General features: G+C 61.9%; 14 protein-coding genes. 3 read left to right on the top strand and 11 right to left on the bottom strand.

Annotated elements, in window-relative coordinates; all coding sequences use genetic code 11:
• Nucleotides 1-136 precede the first annotated feature (136 nt).
• The 5 genes from ACELLULO517_RS13880 to ACELLULO517_RS13860 are packed head-to-tail and all read right to left on the bottom strand — an operon-like array spanning nt 137 to nt 5,913.
• The gene (locus ACELLULO517_RS13880; protein ID WP_227308000.1) at nt 137-1,117 is read right to left on the bottom strand and encodes an ABC transporter permease; all 981 of its coding nucleotides are present in this window, start codon (nt 1,115-1,117) and stop codon (nt 137-139) included.
• Entirely contained in the window at nt 1,110-2,678 is a 1,569-nt protein-coding gene (locus ACELLULO517_RS13875) for a sugar ABC transporter ATP-binding protein (RefSeq protein WP_227307999.1), read from the bottom strand. Before ACELLULO517_RS13875 ends, ACELLULO517_RS13880 begins: the two co-directional genes overlap by 8 nt.
• Before the next feature lie 39 nt (nt 2,679-2,717).
• Nucleotides 2,718-3,842, bottom strand: coding sequence for a substrate-binding domain-containing protein (locus ACELLULO517_RS13870; RefSeq protein ID WP_227307998.1), 1,125 nt, complete (start codon nt 3,840-3,842; stop codon nt 2,718-2,720).
• Nucleotides 3,843-3,874: 32 nt separating this feature from the next.
• Nucleotides 3,875-5,041, bottom strand: coding sequence for a levoglucosan dehydrogenase (locus ACELLULO517_RS13865; protein WP_227307997.1), 1,167 nt, complete (start codon nt 5,039-5,041; stop codon nt 3,875-3,877).
• Nucleotides 5,042-5,076: 35 nt separating this feature from the next.
• The gene (locus ACELLULO517_RS13860; RefSeq protein ID WP_227307996.1) at nt 5,077-5,913 is read right to left on the bottom strand and encodes a sugar phosphate isomerase/epimerase family protein; all 837 of its coding nucleotides are present in this window, start codon (nt 5,911-5,913) and stop codon (nt 5,077-5,079) included.
• Between the two features lie 294 nt (nt 5,914-6,207).
• Between ACELLULO517_RS13860 and ACELLULO517_RS13855 the strand changes: the two genes are divergently transcribed.
• From ACELLULO517_RS13855 to ACELLULO517_RS13845, 3 genes are all read left to right on the top strand, one after another.
• Complete coding sequence (locus ACELLULO517_RS13855; protein ID WP_227307995.1) at nt 6,208-7,584, top strand: ROK family protein; 1,377 nt, start codon at nt 6,208-6,210, stop codon at nt 7,582-7,584.
• Between the two features lie 199 nt (nt 7,585-7,783).
• Entirely contained in the window at nt 7,784-8,782 is a 999-nt protein-coding gene (locus tag ACELLULO517_RS13850) for a substrate-binding domain-containing protein (protein WP_227307994.1), read from the top strand.
• Nucleotides 8,783-8,861: 79 nt separating this feature from the next.
• Nucleotides 8,862-9,797, top strand: a complete 936-nt coding sequence (locus tag ACELLULO517_RS13845; RefSeq protein WP_227307993.1) for a glycosyltransferase family 2 protein — start codon at nt 8,862-8,864, stop codon at nt 9,795-9,797.
• A gap of 56 nt (nt 9,798-9,853) precedes the next feature.
• Here ACELLULO517_RS13845 and ACELLULO517_RS13840 read toward each other — a convergent pair whose 3' ends face one another.
• The 6 genes from ACELLULO517_RS13840 to ACELLULO517_RS13815 all read right to left on the bottom strand — a co-directional run bounded on the left by ACELLULO517_RS13840 (nt 9,854) and on the right by ACELLULO517_RS13815 (nt 16,604).
• Complete coding sequence (locus ACELLULO517_RS13840; RefSeq protein WP_227307992.1) at nt 9,854-10,888, bottom strand: LacI family DNA-binding transcriptional regulator; 1,035 nt, start codon at nt 10,886-10,888, stop codon at nt 9,854-9,856.
• Between the two features lie 40 nt (nt 10,889-10,928).
• Nucleotides 10,929-12,209, bottom strand: a complete 1,281-nt coding sequence (locus ACELLULO517_RS13835; RefSeq protein ID WP_227307991.1) for a D-tagatose-bisphosphate aldolase, class II, non-catalytic subunit — start codon at nt 12,207-12,209, stop codon at nt 10,929-10,931.
• Between the two features lie 4 nt (nt 12,210-12,213).
• A complete protein-coding gene (locus ACELLULO517_RS13830; RefSeq protein WP_227307990.1) occupies nt 12,214-13,158 on the bottom strand; it encodes a tagatose kinase in 945 nt (314 codons plus the stop codon).
• Between the two features lie 3 nt (nt 13,159-13,161).
• On the bottom strand, nt 13,162-14,133 hold the full coding sequence (locus ACELLULO517_RS13825) for an ABC transporter permease (RefSeq protein WP_227307989.1): 972 nt from the start codon (nt 14,131-14,133) through the stop codon (nt 13,162-13,164).
• Nucleotides 14,133-15,644, bottom strand: coding sequence for a sugar ABC transporter ATP-binding protein (locus ACELLULO517_RS13820; RefSeq protein ID WP_227307988.1), 1,512 nt, complete (start codon nt 15,642-15,644; stop codon nt 14,133-14,135). Before ACELLULO517_RS13820 ends, ACELLULO517_RS13825 begins: the two co-directional genes overlap by 1 nt.
• A gap of 66 nt (nt 15,645-15,710) precedes the next feature.
• Nucleotides 15,711-16,604: a substrate-binding domain-containing protein gene (locus ACELLULO517_RS13815; RefSeq protein WP_227307987.1), complete on the bottom strand. Its 894-nt coding sequence runs from the start codon at nt 16,602-16,604 to the stop codon at nt 15,711-15,713.
• Nucleotides 16,605-16,613: the final 9 nt, after the last annotated feature.

The following is a 16,613-nucleotide window of genomic DNA, read 5'->3' as shown; positions in this document are numbered from 1 at the left end:
CCCCAAACTGTTTTGAAGAGGCTAGCATAGTCCCTTCGCCGTCACCAAGGCTTCGGCAGACGGATCCTGCCGTTCCTAGCCCCTCCGGCTAGCCTTATCGTGAGACCTTGAGCATCCTGGCCCCTCGACACAAGGATCAGCGATTACGCCCGGCCACGGCCACGGCCAGAATGATGATGATGCCGCGGGCCACGAGCTGCTGGCTGTATTCCAGCCCCATCAAGATCAGGCCGTTATTGATCAGACCGATCATGAGGGCCCCCACGATAGACCCGATGACGGTGCCCCTGCCGCCGAATAGGCTGGTGCCGCCAAGAACGGCCGCCGCGATGACCGATAGCTCATCGCCTTCGCCGAGTTGGAAGCGGCCGGAATGCAGCCGGCCCGCATACAGCATCCCCGCCACCGCCGCCGCCAGAGCGGAAAGCATCATCACCCGAAGCTTGATGCTTCGCGTATCGACGCCACTGTAGCGCGCCGCCGCCTCACTGCCGCCTGTCGCCAGGACCTTGCGGCCGAAACTGGTGCGCCGCAGGACGACATGACCTATGACCGCGAAAACCGCCATCCAGATCAGCAAGGTCGGGACCGGCCCGATATTCCCGGAACCGAAGGAGAAATTATAGGCGCGATCGATGATCGGCACGGCAGCGGTATTGCTGATCCACATCGCCGAGCCGCTCGCCACACCCATCATGGCCAGCGTCACCAGAAAGGACGGAATGCCGATCGTCGTCGTCAGTAATCCGTTGATGAGGCCCATGACCAGGCCGGTGCCAAGGCCGCCGACGATGCCGCCGATCACCCCGAAACTGCCGACGCCCATTGCGGTCACGACGGACGCGAGGCCCGCGATGGAACCGACCGAGAGATCGATCTCGCCGGCGGACAAAACAAAGGTCATCGTCACCGCCATGACGGACACCATGGCCGTCTGGCGTGCGATGTTCAGCAGGTTGTTCGCGTGCAGAAAGCCACGATCCTGCAGCGTCACCGCAAAGAAAATGAAGATGATGACGAAGCCGGCATAGACGACGTGCTGGCGCCAATTCTGCAGAAGAGCCGAGCGAGGCCGGGCTTTGGCGCCGGCCGATATATTGATCCGCGTATCAGACAAGACCTTGCCCTCCCTGAATGGCCAGTTGCAGGCCGTGCTCCATCTGCGAAATGCGATCGACGGCATTCGCGTCATTCTCTGCCCAGCCATCGATTTCATCGCGGCTGATGTCGCGCGTGATCCGACCGCCATGCATCACCAAAATGCGGTCGCTGACCGACAGCAATTCCGCCAGTTCAGACGAGATCATGATGATCGCTCTGCCGGCATCGGCTAGCGAGCGGATCAGCTCGACGATCTCAGCCTTGCTGCCGATATCCACGCCCGCCGTCGGCTCGTCCAGGATCAGTATGATGGGATCCGCCGCCAGCCATTTGCCGAGCACGACCTTCTGCTGATTGCCGCCGGACAGAAGCCGGACGGGTGACGTGAGCGAGCCGAGTTTGACGCGTAGCCGCGACACCAGGCCTTCGGCGACCGTCTTCGCGCGGCGATCATCCACAAACCCGGCCGAGGACAAGGAATCGATCGTGGGGAGGCTGAGATTGCTGAGCACGCTGTGTTCAAGAATGAGCCCCTGCGTCCGCCGATCTTCGGGAATGAGCGCGATTCCGGCCCTGATGGCAGCACGCGGCGAACTGGTATTCACCACCTTACCCTGAACACGCACCTCACCTTCCGCCATCTTGTCGATGCCGCAGATCGCGCGGGCCAATTCGCTGCGGCCCGCCCCCATCAGACCGGCAATCCCGAGTATTTCGCCGGGATAGAGATCGAAGGAGATGCCGCTGGGCTTTTGCAGGCCCGACAGGTTGCGCACTTGCATCAAGGGCGCCTGGCTTCGGTCCACCTGCCGCGACTTCCAGGCGAAAGCATTGACCCGGCGCCCCACGATATGCTCGATAATGCTCTCAAGCGTCAGTTCCGCCAGCGGTTTGGTGATGATATGCCGCCCGTCCCGCAAAATCGTCACGGTATCCGCTATCTGCTGGATCTCATCCATTTTATGGGAGACGTAGATAACGGCGACGCCCTGGTCCTTGATGCCGCGCAGAAAAGCAAAAAGCCGTTCGACTTCGGCGGTGCTGAGCGCCGAGGTCGGCTCATCCATGATCAGCACACGCGCATGTTGAGAGATCGCCTTGGCGATCTCCGTCATCTGCTTCTCTCCCGTGCTGAGGCGGTCGGTCGGCGTGCGCGGATCGATATCGAGGCCAAGCTGCTGCAGCAATAGTTTGGCGAGGTTGTTGGCCGACCGGTCATCGAGCAGGAAACGGCCGGCGCGCGGCTCGCGCGTCAGGAAGATGTTTTGCGCGACGGTCAGGGTGGGGATAAGGCTCATCTCCTGAAAGATCATCGCAACCCCGAGATTGCGGGCAGCCTCGGGCGTGTATTGCGTCATCGGTACGCCGGCGACATGAATCTCCCCCGCATCCGGCACCTGAACGCCACGCAGGATCTTCAGGATGGTCGATTTCCCGGCGCCATTCTCGCCCAGCAAAGCGTGGATGGAGCCGGGGGCGACCGAGAGATCCACCCCATCCAGAGCCCGGATGCCACCGAAGGACTTCATGATCCCGGTCATGCGAACGGCATCCGGGCCTTGGACCGAAGCTGTCATATTCTTACCTTGTCCAAAGCCCTTATCGTCAGGCTCGCGTCACATACTCTGCACGACATCCTTAGGCGCTGGCGTATGATAGACTTCGGTCCAGGCCGTCAGCAGGTTCGACCGCGTCACCGGCAGCGCGGGAAGCGCCACATAGGCAGGCGCGGTCTTGCCGAGCAGACCATAGCCCGCAAGCAGGGTTTCGGTCAGACCCTGGTCGAAGGGGCGCTGCGCACCCAGGCCTTTGACGAAGCCCTTCGACGCCATCTCAATCGCCACGTTCACGCCAAGATCGCAGGTGGTGATTACCAGATCGTTGTTGCCGGCGGTGCGCGCGGCCGCAATGACGCCCTCCGCCGGCACGTCCCACACCGCCCAGATGCCGTTCAGGTCCGGATGGGCGGTCAACATCGCGGTCGCCGCCTGTTCGGCGTCGCCCGAGAAGTCCGGGCCGCCGATCCCCTGCTCGGCCACAATCTTGATGCCGGGGAATTTGGCCAGCGTCGCTTTCACGGCCGTGTAGCGCTGCTTGGTGACGAAGAAGTCGGCAGCGAAATAGACCAGACCGACATTGCCTTGGCTCTTCAGTGCCTGGGCCATCAAAAGACCGGCCGTGACACCATTGCCGTAATTATCGGCCGATACCACGCTGACATAGCCATGACCGGCGGTCATGCCGTGCGGCACATTGTCCATGAACACGAGTTTGGTGCCCTGGGCGGCGGCCTTTGCATAGGCATCCGCGGTCGCGACAGGGTCGGTCGGGATCGAGACGATGATATTGGGGTGCTGCGCCAGCACCGTCTCGATATCGGATACCTGGCGATCGGCCTTGAAGCCCGCATCCGTCACCGCGATGACATCAATACCGAGCTTGCTGAAACCTTCCTTCAGCCCGGCGATCTGCGCCCGCGACCAGTCATTGCCGCTGTAATGCATGACGATCGCGGCCGTTGCCTTCATGGCGCGGATTTTCGCGATCTCGTCGCTGCTGAGCGAAACGGAACTCGCCGGCGAAGGCTGCTCACCGTTCGGCCCCGTGCTCATCACGTGATTGCCGATGGATGCCAGCTCGGCCGTTGGATCAGGCGCGGCCCAGACAGGCGACCTGGGTAGTAGAAGCCCCGCTGTGGCCAGGCCAGCGGTGCCGAGAATTTGTCTCCGGGACGCGATCATGGGATGTTTTCTCCTCTTTTTTTGCCCGTATGTCAGACGGTAATATCGACCCAGCCGCTCTGCTCCGCCGAATGCAGAATTGCGTCGGCGACCACTTCATTGATGTAGCCGTCGCGGAAATTGGGCGAAGGCTGTCGGCCCTCGACAATCGCGCTGATGAAGAGATGGCATTCGATGATCTTCGTCTCACCATAGCCGATGCCGAGCGCCGGGATAGGCCAAAGCCCCTCCCCATAAGGATGCGCGGGGCCCGTATAGATGGTGCGAAAACCGCGCTGGTCAGCGGGATCATCGGCGAACATCACTTGCAGTTCATCGCGGCGTTCATAGTTGAACAGGATCGATCCGGTGCTGCCATGGATCTCGAAGGTAAGGTAATTGTTGCGGCCGAAAGCGTTGCGCGTGGCTTCCAAGGACCCGACGGCGCCGTTTTCAAACCGCAGCAGCGTCATCACCTCATCATCGACATCGACAGGCGCGGTGGGCACGCCGCTCAACCTTGTCGCGGCACCCAGCTTGTCGGTCGCGCTGTTTTGCACCGGCCGTTCGGTCACATAGGTCCGCGTCAGGGCGTTGACCGCTGCGATCTCGCCCACTAGATAGCGCGCCATGTCGATGACATGGGTTGCTATGTCACCGACAGCGCCGGAGCCGGCGATCTTTTTTTGAAACCGCCAGGATAGCGGGCTGTTCGGATCCGCCGACCAGTCCTGCAGATAAGTGCCCCGGAAATTCCGGATCGTGCCGATCCGCCCTTCCGCGATGATTTTCTGCGCAAGTGCGACCGCCGGCGTGTGGCGGTAGTTGAAGGCCACCATATGCGTCACCCCGGCCGCTTCGACTGCATCCAGCATCGTCTTGGCTTCGGCAGCGGTGCGCGCCAGGGGTTTTTCGCAGATCACATGTTTTCCGGCCTGCGCCGCCGCTATGGCAATCTCGGGATGGCTGTTGTTCGGCGTTACGATATCGATGATATGGATATCCGGATCATCGATGACCGCGCGCCAATCGGCGACGCCACGCGCGAACCCCAGTCGGGCCGCAGCGTCCGACGCCAGTTCGTCGCTGACATCGGCGATCGTATGCCGCACGGGAATAGCCCGCGCCGGCCAGAAGAACATCGGCATCGCCGCATAGGCCAAGGCATGTGCCTTGCCCATGAAACCACCACCAATCATGCCGACATTAAGACGCTGCATGGGTCGGTCCTCTTCTCAACAGAGACGTGTTTCGTCTAAACGGCGCTGCCGCCCAGACCATTGTCTTTCAACCAGGCCATGCTGGCGCTCGCCCCTGCCGCCGGATCGGCCCAGGCGTCGAGTTCGACCGCGATCCAGCCGTCGAAACCCTTGTCGCGCAGCAAATCCAATGTCGGGCGGAGATCAAGATCGCCGCGATCGAGAGGCGTGAAGGCGAAAGGCTTGCGCTGCCAGCCTTTCAGATGAACATAGGTCACGCGGTCGAAATGTTCGGCGATCAGCGCCGCAGGATCGCCGCCGGCCGCCGCGAGATGCGCGGTATCCGGACAGAAGCCGATCCGCGTATGCGCGAAGACCTCGCGGATGTCCTCCGGCGTCTCCGCCATCGTCGTCAGATGCGGATGGTAATGGGCCGAAAGCCCGTGCTTCTCCGCAATCTCCGCCGCGCGATCCAGCGCGTCTCCCAAACGCGCATAGTCGCCCGGGCGGACACCGCCGGCACGTTTAGCGCCGCCGCCAATAACGAAATGCGTCGCCCCTGCCTCAGCCGCCGAACCCGCGGCCTTTTCGATCCGCCAGAACTCTTCTTCCAGGATATCCGGATAAATGAAGTTGCCGCCGCTATAGATCGCAAGCAGCTGCAAGCCATGATCCGACAACAAGCCCCGGAACCTGCCCATCTCGCCAGCATAATCGACCAGATTGCCGTCGAACATCTCGACCGCCTGATATCCCGCCGCCGCGATTTCGGCGAAGGCAAGGTTCATATCACCAAAGGTCTGGTAGAAAAGATCCTTGACGGAGGTGACACCGACCGGATGACCACCCAATGGTCCCCAGCAATTGGTGTGATAGGCGAGTTTCGCACTCATGACAGCGTCAACACGCGGCGCGCGGTTGGGGCAAGCGCCCCTATGCCAATCCCGTACATTGACCCCCCAATCGGCTCGTATCGTCGAGCATTCTCTTTGACGGGAACATATGTTGATTTTCAACATAAGCCAATAGAAATTCGACATAAGGCCTGTGACTTCAGTTGAAAAAAATCCGCATACCCTGCTATTGCTTTGTTATCGAAGGGTTTGCCTTGCCTCTGGGCGAATGTTTCGCGGAAGCGGCGCCGAGCGAAGGGTCCGATGAGTTCCAAGCCGAAGGTTATCCGGCAGATGCCAAAAACGCCCGAAGGGCGGGAAGCGCCCTCCACCCATGCGGGCCAAGGGCGCCGGGGCGATTCCGAACGATACAGCCTTGTCGCTGTCATGGAGCTCATTCGCTCCGGCCGCGCCGATACCAGGCTGGAGATCGAGCGGCTGTCCGGGCTTGGTCGCGCGGTCGTCACCGATCGTCTCACCGCCCTCATCGATCTCGGTCTTGTCGAGGAAGGCGAGCTGGGACCTGCGATCGGCGGGCGCGCGCCACGCCGCGTCAAGTTCCGTGCGGATGCCGGGCGAATCCTGGTCGCGACATTGGATAGTACGACAATCGGCGTGGGTCTCGCGGATCTCGCCGGGCGGCTGAGGGTCGAGCATTACGAGGCGATCGATGCGGCTCAAGGTCCCGCCGCGTCGCTAAAGCGGCTGGATACGCTGTTTGACTGGATGCTGGACCAATATCCCGAGGCGCGGGATGTCTGGGCCATCGGCCTCGGCACGCCCGTCTCGCTGTTTAATCTTGACGCGTCGGGCCTGAACCTCGACGCGCTTGACTCTGCAATCGCCACCGACAAGGCGCCTTTGACCGAAAATCTCGTCGCGCGTTACCGTGCGCCCGTCTGGGTGCGCAGCCTCGTTCAGCTCATGACGATCGGCGAATTTGGTGTCCGGAACGAAGCCGGCATGAGCAATCGGGATTTCCTGTATGTGGATCTGGGCGATGAGATCACGGCGGGCCTCATGTCGGACGGGCGCCTGCATCGGGGCGCGCATGGCATAGCCGGCCAGATCGGTCATATCGCGACCGACAGCAGCCGGGAGGTTTGCCGCTGCGGCAATATCGGCTGCCTGGAGTTGGTCGCGGGCGCCGGCGCTATAGTGGGCGAAGCGCTGCAGGCGGCCCAGGATGGCCGCAGCCGCTACCTGGCCGAGGTTCTGGCGGCGAATGGCCAGTTGGCCTTGGCGGATATCGGTTTCTCGGCCCGGCTGGGCGATCCTTATTGCGCGGAACTCCTCTCCCGCTGCGGCCAGCTTATCGGGAAGGTGCTGGCCGGACTGGCCAATGCGCTTAATCCAGCCGTCATCGTGCTGGGGGGAGAACTCGCGCGGACAGGGGATATTCTCCTCGCCGCCATTCGCGAAACGATCTACCGGCACACGGCGCCCGTCGTGACGCGCGACCTGCAAATCATCCGCTCGCAGATGGGCCGCTCGGCCGGCCTCATCGGGGCGGGGCTGCTGACCGTCGACGCTTTGTTCGCGAGTGATCGACTTGGCGGCTGGATCACGACCGGCACGCCCCTGCAACATCCGGATGTCCAGGCTCTGCTGGCGCGGGTAACGCAATCGCGGCGCATGCCGCCGCCGCCTGACCCGTCGCCCGACCGATGAGACCTGGCCATCGGCACCACCGGCCTTGGAGAGCCCGTCGCCTCCTGTTAGATTTCCGCCCCAGATGTCGGGCCCGCCCTAAAGAGCGGGACCAGAGGAGAATTTCCATGCCCATCGCGGCAAGCGGTGAGACAACGTTCCTGACCGCCAGGCCGCCCGCCTATTGCTGCGGCCCGCGCGGCGGACAAGGATCATTGTGATGTCCATCGCCGGCCTGGGTCCGCATGGGGAGCGCGGAGCGCCTTTCGAACAGCTGGACATCTCCGAGGCTGACGCCGAACGCGCACGGCTGGCCTGTTTCCGCCTCTGTGTCGTGCTGCATACAACGACCAGCGACTGGGCCAAGCAGGCGCTGAAGGGCATCGCTGCGACGCTTGATGTCTATGGTGCCAGCCTGGATGAGGTCGTGGATTGCGGCTTTCAGATCGACACTCAGATCCGCGCGCTGGGTCGCCTCACCGACAGCGCACCGGACGCCATCATCAGCATTCCCGTCGGCGGCAGTGCCGTGGCGGACGCGCATCGGCGCGTCTCCCGTGCCGGCGTGAAGCTCGCTTTGCTCGATAACGGGCCGACCGGGCTGCTGCCAGGGTCAGACTATGTCAGCGTCATCTCCGCCGATAATTTCGGGCTCGGCACCATCGGGGCGCGACTGCTCTCCCCCTATATTCCGCCGGCAGGACGGGTCGGTATCCTGTCCTATCAAGCCGATTTCTTCGCCACCAATGAGCGTGAGATCGCCTTTCGGAAATGGATGGGCAGCGAGCGGCCCGATATCAGGCTGAGCGCCATCAAATTCCCGGACCTCGGCTCCTTGGCCGCGATCTTTACCGCTTTTCTTGACGCCAATCCCGATCTGGCCGGGCTGTTCGCCGTTTGGGACCTGCCTGCGATGGAGGCCGTGAAGGTTCTGGCCGCACGCGGGCAATGCCTGCCGGTCACGACCGTCGATCTGGGCAATCAGGCGGCCTTGGCTCTGGCTGCCGGCGACTTCATCAAAGGCATCGCCGCACAACGCGCCTATGATCAGGGGGTGGCCGTCGCGAAGGCGACGATCACCTCCCTCCTCGGTCGGGATCCGCCCTCCTGGATCGTGCTTCCGGGTCTTGCCACGCAGAAGGCCAATGTCGCGGAAGCCTATCAACGCATATGGCATGAGGCCCCACCTGCGGCGCTTTGTGTGCCAAAAGCCGTCTAACGCAAGATAGAGATAGCCCCGTTCCTTGGCAGAACCGCTTGACCTGATTTGGACAGGACGTTCGCTTGAACTCGCCAAGATGAGCGAGCTCAATCCCTATGATTGGATCGGGGCAACCCAGGCCGACATGATCCAATTTACCCGCCGGCAGGATCGCAGCTTGCGGCAATCCTATTCCGGAGAGCCTGACCTGGGTCTTTGTGCGATTATGATGGTGAAAGACGAAGCGGATATCATCAGCCACAATATCCGCCATCTTTACCGCGTCGGGTTCCGCCGGCTTGCCATACTCGACAACGGATCATCCGACCAGACTGCCGCTATCTTACGCGCGCTGAGGCATAGCCTCGCGGACATGGAAATCCTCATCATCGACGACAATTCGCTTGCCTATATGCAATCGGCTAAGACAACCGCACTCATGCAGTTCGCCAATGCCTTCTGGCCGGGACTGGAATGGATTTTCCCCATCGACGCCGATGAGTTTCCTTGTACCGAGGATGGCATCCACACCCTTTCCCTCGTGCCGCAAGACATCGATGTATTGGTCATCCAGAAGGTCAATCATTGCCTATTGCCGGTCAGTCTGGATTTGGTCCTGGGGGACCCGTTCGGGCGCATGCCGGTCAGGACGGATATGGGCAGACAACCGCCCAAAGTCGCAATCCGGGCCAAGCGCGATGTCACCATCACACAGGGCAATCATGACGCCTGGCCCAGGACTGATCGTCCGCTGAGATATACGGGCGCATTCAAGTATGGGCTTTATCTGCGTGAGTTTCAGCATCGCAGTTTCGAGCAGTTCAAGCGTAAAGTGATCAATGGCGGCCAGGCCGTTCGGGCTGCCGAAAGCGCCGGGGCCTTCCTTGGCGGGAGCCATTGGACCGGATGGCTGGCAGCCTATGAACAGGGCGGCGACGAAAAACTGCGCGAAGCCTTTATGGCGGCCGCCATCCGGCCGCCCGAGGAGATGCTGTTCGATCCTATCGCGCCGATCCGCGATATTCGCACCTGACCGAATTAACGCGGCCAAACTATCGGCCGATCTTACCTCTATTGCGTCAGCCTCAGTTAAGCTGAGGCTCTCAACTTCAAATCCCCACGCAGCAGCACACGTTCACCGGCCGGTCCGGCCTCGACGGAATTCTCCGACAGGCGCGACATCAGTTGGGACATCGCCAAGGATCCGATCTCCTTGACATTCTGGGCCATGGTCGTGAGCGGAGGGCAGGCAAAACGCGATAGCGGATGATCGTCATGGCCGGCGATCCTCAAGGTGCAATCCGCGCCATGCCCGACCTTCAACCCTGCCTCCCAGGCAGCCAGCTGCGCACCGAGCGCAATGCGATCATTGGCGCAAAGCAATGTGCGCGTCGGCAGTCCGCTCGTGAGAAATTGCGCCGTCAATTCATGCCCGAACCGTTCGAAATCCCAGCTCTGGCTGTCGGGTATCGGGAGAATTTTCGGCGTTTCGCCGAACCGCTCCATGGCGCGCATATAGGCCCTGCGCCGCGAGGACGCGTTGCGATTGATTTCGGGCATGCCGAGATAGCAAGGCGGCTCACCGGACCGGCAGAGATAATCCACCATAACGCCGAAACTCTGATCGTTATTTGTGCCGACAAAGGGCAGATCGTCATCGGGCGGATTATCGACATAGACGAGCGGAATCTTTTTCGCGAGCGACGTCAGCCGGGCATTGATGTCGCGGGCCCCGACCGGAATGACGATGGCACCGGCTACATTCATGGACTGCAAGCGATCGATCGCCTCGGCCTCAAGATCGATGCGGCCGTTCGAGGACAGCATGAACGCGAAATAGCCGGCAGCCTCGGCAATCGCTTCGATGCGCTCCGTCAAAGCCATGTAGAAAGGATCGGTCGAGTTCGGAATGATGATCCCAAGAACACGCGTGCGACTGCGTTTGAGATTGGCTGCGAAAAGATTGGGCCGAAAATTCGATGTTTCGATCGCGGCTTCGATCTTGTCGCGGGTGACGGACCGCACCGAACGAGGATCGTTGAAATATTTCGAAACCGTCGGGCGCGACAGGCCGACATAGGTCGCGAAATCCTCCATCGTCCGGATATCAGGGATGTCCGTCATCCTCTTTTTTGGTCCAAAACCTTTTTGAGCCTTCGGTGCATCACTCCCCGCAGGCCGAAATATAGTCCAGCATAAGCGCTTCCACGGCTGCGAGCGCAAGGGCATGGGCCCTGGGCGGCAGGCGTCCGGCCCGAACCGCCGCATAGCGCGCGCCCAGATATTGGCCAATCAGCGTCTCCGGCAGATCCACGCCATCCAGAAGGTCGAAAAGTGCCGCGACAGCGGCGGCGGCCTCCGGCTGCGGCCAATAATAGCGAATGCGGTCGCTATAGGAAAAATGGCGCTGCAGCGCGCGTTCCGCCGGGGTACCCTCGTAATACCGGTCCCAGTTATCCGGCGCGGCCAGCATCACGCCTTCCATCGCGGCCCGCAACGTCGACTTGCGTTGACCAGGGAACAGTTCCTCGGCAATGGCATCGAGACCGTACAGCGCCTCGCGCAGCACGAAGGTCAGGCCGGGACCGACCTTCAGGATCGCAAAACCGTCTTGCACCAAAGCGGTCAGCGCCGCGCGCGTCTGGTAATCGGTCGAATGCGCTTCGAAGACGAAACCTGGCAGGCCCGCCAAGACGCCACTCAACGCTTGTGCCGCCGCGCTGTCGTAGTCGACCACATTGTGATTGCCGAATTCGACGCCGGGCTGAACCACGGCAGCGATGACGCGACCATAGGCGTCAGACAGTCCGGCTTCCGCAAAAGCGCGCTGATGGACCGCAACCGTTTCGCTGGCCGCAGCTGGCTTGGTGAGTTCCAAACCCTCAATCTCTTCCATCGCACCGCCCGGAATCGGCACTTCCGTGCCGATGATATAGACGGGCTTCGGCAAATCCCCGCCCGGCAGCGCGGTCTCGGCCGCGCCCGCCAGTCTCACCGCCCGTTTGGCGACTTCGGCATCGGACAAGGGCACCTTATCCCCGCCGCAGCCCATCGAGCAGTCCAGATGCAGCTTCGTGAAGCCGGCGGCGGCGAAGGCCCGGATCATGACCTCGGCCCTGTCCATCGCCTCCGCGGCGGGGAGCGATTTCCACGGGTTGGGGCCAAGATGATCACCACCCAGAATGATGCGATCCATCGGAAAACCAGTGCGCGCCGCGATCTCAGACACGAAGCCACGGAAATCAGCCGGCGTCATGCCGGTATAGCCGCCGTCCTGATTGACCTGGTTGCAGGTCGCTTCGATCAGCAAGGGCAGCGGCGTCGGCAGGGTCGCGCGCATCGCGGCTTCCAACACCATGGGATGGGCCGAGCAGACCGAGGGAATGCCACTGAAACCCGGACGGCTGCGCCAGCCGGCAATATCCAGCAAAGGATTGATGGTCATAAGATTATCCTTTCATCGCGAGCAGAAACGCATCCAGTTCCGCCCGCGTCGACGCGCCCTCCATGGGGCCTAGCCGCGTCACCGCCCGCGCACCGGCCGCATTGGCATAGCGCAAAGCAATAGACGCATCGGCGCCGGCCAGCCAGAAGCTGACAAAGGCGCCGCCGAAACAGTCGCCGGCCCCGGTCGCGTCGATCTCGTCAACGGCAATCGGCGCGACATCGGTCCGGCCGGCAGGACCGTAATGGCAGGCGCCGCGATCGCCCTTTTTGATGACGACCTCACCAATGCCCCGCGCATGCAGTTCGGCCACAGCCTCCGCTTCGCTGCGGGCCTTGGTGAAGAGAAAGATTTCGTTGCCGGACGGGAGAAATAGATCGGTCTGGGCCAGCACCTCGTCCAAAGCCTCCCGCAGGCCGGGCGTATTCAGTATCTCGGGCCGAAGATTGGGGTCGAAGGACAAGGTGCCGCCGCGCCGCTTGATCCGGTCGATGGCGGCCCGCACCACACCGACCAGGCCAGGTGCGCAAAGCGCCGTGCCCATCAGGTGCAGATGCGCCGCACGCTCCAGCAAAGTCTCTGCCTCCGCCGTCATAGACAGCTTGCCGCAGGCGCTATTCGCGATATTGAAGACGAAGTCGCGGTTGCCGTCTTCCCGGTAGCGCACGAAGGCGCTGCCCGTGGCCTCGCCCCGCGCCACCGCCACGCCCGAGACATCGACGCCATCGGCCTGCAGCCGTTCGAGATTGACCCGCCCGAAATCATCGTCACCGACGCGGGAGATGATGGCGGCGGCGGTGCCCAGCCGCCCGACCTGATCGATGAAGATTGCCGGCGCACCGGAGGGGAAAGGACCGATCAGCGATTGCGCCTCCCGGAAACCATCTCCGCGGGTCGTCGCCATGATTTCGACGAGGATTTCGCCGACCGTTAATACCAGCTTGTCCATGGATCAGGCCTGCCGGCGCTTGGAGCGCACATCGAGCCAGACCGCGACCAGGATCACCAGACCCTTGACGATCAACTGGTAGAAATACGGGACGGAGAGCATGGTCATGCCGTTGTTCAGCACGCCGATGATCAGCGCGCCCACCAGCGTGCCGATCATGGTGCCGCTGCCGCCCGAAAGACTGGTGCCGCCCAAGACCGCCGCCGCAATGGCGTCCAACTCGTAGCTCATGCCGGCATTCGTCTGAGCGGAATAAAGGCGCGAGGAGAGCAGCACGCCGGAAACCGCCGACATGACACCGGAAATCATGAAGATGAGGATCTTCAGCCGGTCGACCTTGATGCCGGAATAAAGCGCGGCCTCGCGGTTACCGCCGGTCAGATAAGCGCGCCGCCCGAAGGTCGTCCGCGAGAGCAGGACATGATTGATGATGAACAGCGCAGCGACGATCCAGATGATGATCGGCACATCCAGGAAACTGTCGCCACCGATCGCGGTCCAGGCCGGATCCATGATCATCGTAGGCGCGCCATTGGTCGGCAGGCTGACCAGACCGCGATAGACGCTCATGGTCGCGACCGTCACAATGAAGGACGGCAGCAGCAACTTGGCGGTCAGCAGACCGTTGAGCAGACCGAGCACGGCGCCGGAGGCGAGCGTGATGATCAGCGTCGGGACGAAGCCGACCCCGAAGGTCAGCATCTGCGCGCCGACCATGCCGGCGACCGCGATGATGGACCCGATGGACAGGTCGATCTCACCCAGCAGAATAACCCAGGTCATGCCGAAGGCGGCAATGGCGATGACCGCCACCTGCTGCAGGATATTCGTGAAATTCGCCAGCGACATGAAGCGGTGATTGGCGAATGAGAAGATGACGCACAGCACGATCAGGGCAAGGAAGATGCCCCCGAACTGCCGCATGTGATGGGTCAACTGCTCGCGGCGCGCCGAGAGGGTAACGGTCTGGTTCATCAAAAATGTCCCGTTGCGAAGCGCATCACGCGCTCGGGTGTCAGGTCGGAGCGGGGAGCGATCTTGCCGATACGGCCTTCGGACAAAATAACGACGCGGTCGGAGAGGCCCAGGACTTCGGGCAATTCGGAGGACACCATGATGATCGCCGTGCCTTCCGCCGCAAGCTGGCGGATGATGCGGTAGATCTCGAACTTTGCCCCGACATCGACGCCGCGCGTCGGCTCATCCAGGATCAGCACACGGGGCTTCGTCGCCAGCCATTTCGCCAGCACGATCTTTTGCTGATTGCCGCCCGAGAGCGTGCCGGTGATTGTCTCGATACTATTGGTGCGTATCGCCAGGCGCTTCACTTCGGCCTGCGCCTCCCTGCGTTCCCGGCCCGTGTCAAGGAAACCCGCGCGACCGGAAACGCTCGCCAAAGCCGCCATGGAAATATTCGGCCGCACGGCATGCGACAGGACAAGGCCCTCTTCCTTGCGATTCTCGGTCACGAAGCCGATGCCGTGGGCGATGGCTTGCGAGGCGGAGCGAATCGAGACCGGTTTGCCGTCCAGCTGAACGGTTCCCGTCGCGCGGCGCATGCCGAAGATCGCGTTCATCACTTCGGATCGGCCAGACCCGATCAAGCCGAAAAAGCCCAGGATTTCGCCGCGCCGCAGATCGAAGGAAATATCCTCGAACTCACCGGCGCGCGTCAGCGACGAGACGGACAGCACAGGCGCGGATGCCGGATCAGGGGGCGCCCCGATACGCGCCGGATAAAGCTCATCCATACGCCGGCCGACCATCAGCGCGATCAATTCCTCGATCGTGGTTTCGTTCCGGTCGAGTGTCTTCACATATTCGCCGTCGCGGATGACGGTAATATCGTCCGACAACCGCATGATTTCTTCCATGCGATGGGAGATATAGATGATCGCCTTGCCGGCAGCCTTCAGGCGTTCGATGATACGGAATAGAATCTCCGCCTCGGAATCCGACAAGGACGATGTTGGCTCATCGAGAATGACGATATCGGCGTCATGGCTGAGGCCCTTGGCGATTTCGACAAGCTGTCGCTGCGCGATGGACAAGGCGCCGACGCGCATCCTGACCTTGATGGGCAAGCCAAGCTCGCGCACCAGGGCTTCGGCCTGCTCGACAAGACGGCGATCGTTGATGAATCCTGCCCGCGACGGCTCACGCGTCGCAAGGATGTTTTCAGCGACCGTCAGATTATTGCAGAGGCTCAGTTCCTGGAAGACGATCGCAAGGCCCCGGTCCGATGCGTCGCGCGGATCAACCGGCGCATAGGGCGCGCCGCCCAGAACCATTTTACCCTCGGTCGGTGTATAGACACCGGCCAGAATCTTCATCAGGGTTGATTTGCCGGCGCCGTTCTCACCCAGAAGCGTATGCACCCGGCCGCGCCGAACGGTGAGGTCCATATGTTTGAGCGCGACGACGGGACCGAAGGTCTTGCGCACGCCCCGTAGTGACAGGACGACGTCCGAATCCAAGTCTGTCATAGGGGAATTACACTTTCGTGTTGGAGCCGGCAGGGGCTGGACGCGTTGCCGCGGCCAGCGTCCAGATCACTTCTTGCCGGTATAGACGCCCGGCTCGATCGGCTGCAGGGCGGGGACGGTCTCGCCCTTCATCACCTTCACCGCGGTGTCGACGGCCATCTTCCCCATCTGATCGGGGAACTGCTGAATAACGCCGACCATCACCGGGTCGCTGTCGACCGCGTCGCGGGCTTCCTTCATGCCGTCGAAGCCGATGACCTTCACCTGCTTCTGCAGACCCTGCGACTTCACGGCGACAGCCGCCGCCAGTGCCGCATCATCGCCGAAACCGAAGATGCCATCGATATCAGGATGCGCCTGCAGCATGTTCTGCGCAGCCGCCAAGGCGTCGGCACGGGTAATACCCGTCTGCTCGGCGACGATCTTCATGCCCGGATAGGCAGCAAGCGCCTTCTTGAAGCCGTTGATCCGCGCCACCACGGACTGCACCGTCGGATAGTCGATGATCGCGACATTGCCCTTGTCGCCCAGGTCCTTGGCCATCAGATCGCCGGCCTTTTCGCCGCCGGAGAAATTGTCGGTGCCGATATGCGAGGTGACCGTCACCCCTTCGGCCGGAACATCGACGGTAATGACCTTGATCCCGGCCTTTTCGGCCTTCATGATCGCGGGAAGAATGCCTTTGCTATCGACGGGCGAGACGATGATGACGCTATCGCCCTCGACGATGAAGTCCTCGATATCCGCAAGCTGCGTGCTCAAGTCCTGGTTGGCGATGGCGATATGCAGCGGGACATTGTCGGCCTTGGCTTCCGCCTTCATCGCCTTGGCAAGGTCGATATAGAACGGATGCTGCTGCGTCAGCAGCGAGGCCCCGATGCCGTCGGCCCAGGCCGCACCACCGGTCAATGTCATGGCGGCGGCCATCGCGAAGCAAGTTGTCGCGCGTGTAAAGATCATGAACCCCTC

The organism is Acidisoma cellulosilyticum, from assembly GCF_020621385.1.
GTDB classification, from domain to species: domain Bacteria; phylum Pseudomonadota; class Alphaproteobacteria; order Acetobacterales; family Acetobacteraceae; genus Acidisoma; species Acidisoma cellulosilyticum.
Note: the sequence above shows the minus strand (reverse complement) of the source record. Positions and strands in the feature narration are given on the sequence as shown.

Excerpts from the sequence above, each read along its gene's own strand:
- ACELLULO517_RS13845 (WP_227307993.1), top strand. The coding sequence starts at position 8,862 with ATGAGCGAGCTCAATCCCTATGATTGGATCGGGGCAACCCAGGCCGAC.
- ACELLULO517_RS13865 (WP_227307997.1), bottom strand. The coding sequence starts at position 5,041 with ATGCAGCGTCTTAATGTCGGCATGATTGGTGGTGGTTTCATGGGCAAG.
- ACELLULO517_RS13850 (WP_227307994.1), top strand. The coding sequence starts at position 7,784 with ATGTCCATCGCCGGCCTGGGTCCGCATGGGGAGCGCGGAGCGCCTTTC.
- ACELLULO517_RS13840 (WP_227307992.1), bottom strand. The coding sequence starts at position 10,888 with ATGACGGACATCCCTGATATCCGGACGATGGAGGATTTCGCGACCTAT.
- ACELLULO517_RS13820 (WP_227307988.1), bottom strand. The coding sequence starts at position 15,644 with ATGACAGACTTGGATTCGGACGTCGTCCTGTCACTACGGGGCGTGCGC.
- ACELLULO517_RS13825 (WP_227307989.1), bottom strand. The coding sequence starts at position 14,133 with ATGAACCAGACCGTTACCCTCTCGGCGCGCCGCGAGCAGTTGACCCAT.
- ACELLULO517_RS13830 (WP_227307990.1), bottom strand. The coding sequence starts at position 13,158 with ATGGACAAGCTGGTATTAACGGTCGGCGAAATCCTCGTCGAAATCATG.
- ACELLULO517_RS13835 (WP_227307991.1), bottom strand. The coding sequence starts at position 12,209 with ATGACCATCAATCCTTTGCTGGATATTGCCGGCTGGCGCAGCCGTCCG.
- ACELLULO517_RS13860 (WP_227307996.1), bottom strand. The coding sequence starts at position 5,913 with ATGAGTGCGAAACTCGCCTATCACACCAATTGCTGGGGACCATTGGGT.
- ACELLULO517_RS13870 (WP_227307998.1), bottom strand. The coding sequence starts at position 3,842 with ATGATCGCGTCCCGGAGACAAATTCTCGGCACCGCTGGCCTGGCCACA.
- ACELLULO517_RS13875 (WP_227307999.1), bottom strand. The coding sequence starts at position 2,678 with ATGACAGCTTCGGTCCAAGGCCCGGATGCCGTTCGCATGACCGGGATC.
- ACELLULO517_RS13815 (WP_227307987.1), bottom strand. The coding sequence starts at position 16,604 with ATGATCTTTACACGCGCGACAACTTGCTTCGCGATGGCCGCCGCCATG.
- ACELLULO517_RS13855 (WP_227307995.1), top strand. The coding sequence starts at position 6,208 with ATGCCAAAAACGCCCGAAGGGCGGGAAGCGCCCTCCACCCATGCGGGC.